Source organism: Bradyrhizobium sp. (genome assembly GCF_016462955.1).
Taxonomy (GTDB): Bacteria; Pseudomonadota; Alphaproteobacteria; order Rhizobiales; family Xanthobacteraceae; genus Bradyrhizobium.
Genome location: NZ_JAEMSD010000436.1, coordinates 1 through 1,294, shown reverse-complemented (window position 1 = coordinate 1,294; position 1,294 = coordinate 1). Strand labels below are relative to the sequence as shown.

Annotated in this window: 1 protein-coding gene; it reads right to left on the bottom strand. The window is 64.4% G+C overall.

Translation table 11 applies throughout. The features are described 5' to 3' along the window. Positions 1 to 573: 573 nt before the first annotated feature. On the bottom strand, positions 574 to 1,185 hold the full coding sequence (locus tag JHD07_RS30880; RefSeq protein ID WP_291629010.1) for a LysE family translocator: 612 nt from the start codon (positions 1,183 to 1,185) through the stop codon (positions 574 to 576). Between the last annotated feature and the right edge of the window lie 109 nt (positions 1,186 to 1,294).

Here is a 1,294-nt window from a genome sequence, read left to right as displayed (position 1 = left end):
TGGTTTTGGATTGATGAATCCTGCGGACGGATTCCGGAAGCATTAAGCAAGCCTGCGACGGGCGCGAGGGCGGTGCAACGGGCGCGCGCCAAGCGGATTCGCGCGGCAAAATCACCCGAAAATGCATCTGAGCTGTGGATAACGTGATGACGGAGATATGACGGTGCGGGGCAGAGACCTGCGAATCTGCTGAGTTTGTCGTCGAGGATGTTGCGAGGCTGGCCCTCCGCCGAGCATCCCTCGTGTCGCGTTCCACCATTAACCCCTAAGAGGATACTATGGCTAAGAAAGCGAAGAAGGCGGTGAAGAAGAAGGCGAAAAAGGCCAAGAAGGCGAAGAAGAAGTAACGAGGCTTCTGTTTCTTTTGCCCGGGTGGACTGAGCTCCGCCCGGGCGTCGGGTCGAAGAGTTTGAAGGTAGCGGGCGCAAGGCCCGCTTTTTTGTTGAGTGAGTCTTCGAGGCGCCCCCGCTCTGATGGCGTCATGGCCGGCTTGTCCCGCCTGCGCGGCCGAAGCCGCTTCGGCGCGGCGAAGGCCCCGGGCATGACGAGACTTTTCGAGAGCTGACGAAGAGCCTACCGCTCCGACAAAGCGAGCTTGGCGCCGAGTGCGGCAAAGCCCGCGGCAAAGCTGCGGCGCAGCCAGGCCATGACTTGCGGGCGGGAGATGACGCGCTCGCGCACCGCGGCGGCGCAAAGGCCGTAGACCACGAACACCGCGAACGTCATCGCCATGAACGCGCCGCTCAATTCCATCATGCGCGCCAGCACATGGGCCTCGTCCGCCGCAATGAACTGCGGCAGGAAGGCGAGAAAGAAGATCGACAGTTTTGGATTGAGGATGTTGATCAGGATACCGGTGACGACAACGCGGCCGTTCGAGCGCTCGCGGATTTCGCCGTCGACCGCCAGCGCCCCCGTCTCGCGCAGCGCCTGCCAGGACATGTAGAGCAGATAGGCGACGCCGCACCATTTCAGCACGGCGAAGGCGAGCGCGCTGGTGTGCAGCACGGCGGCAAGCCCCAGCATCGCCGCCGCCATGTGCGGCACGATGCCGAGCGTGCAGCCGAACGCGGCCGCCACGCTGGCGCGGGAGCCGCGGGTCAGCGCCGCCGCCAGCGTGTAAAGCACGCCGGTACCAGGCGACGCGACGACGATGAGCGAGGTGAGCAGGAAGGACCAAGTCATGGACCGACGCTATCACCGCCCTTCGCGGTGGGGAAGCCGGGTTTCGATCCCAGACCGTCACCCTGAGGTGGCCGCTTCTTCAGCGGCCCTCGAAGGGCGACGGCCCGGC

Bases quoted from the DNA above. Each gene is read 5' to 3' on its own strand.
- JHD07_RS30880 (WP_291629010.1), bottom strand. From the start codon at position 1,185: ATGACTTGGTCCTTCCTGCTCACCTCGCTCATCGTCGTCGCGTCGCCT.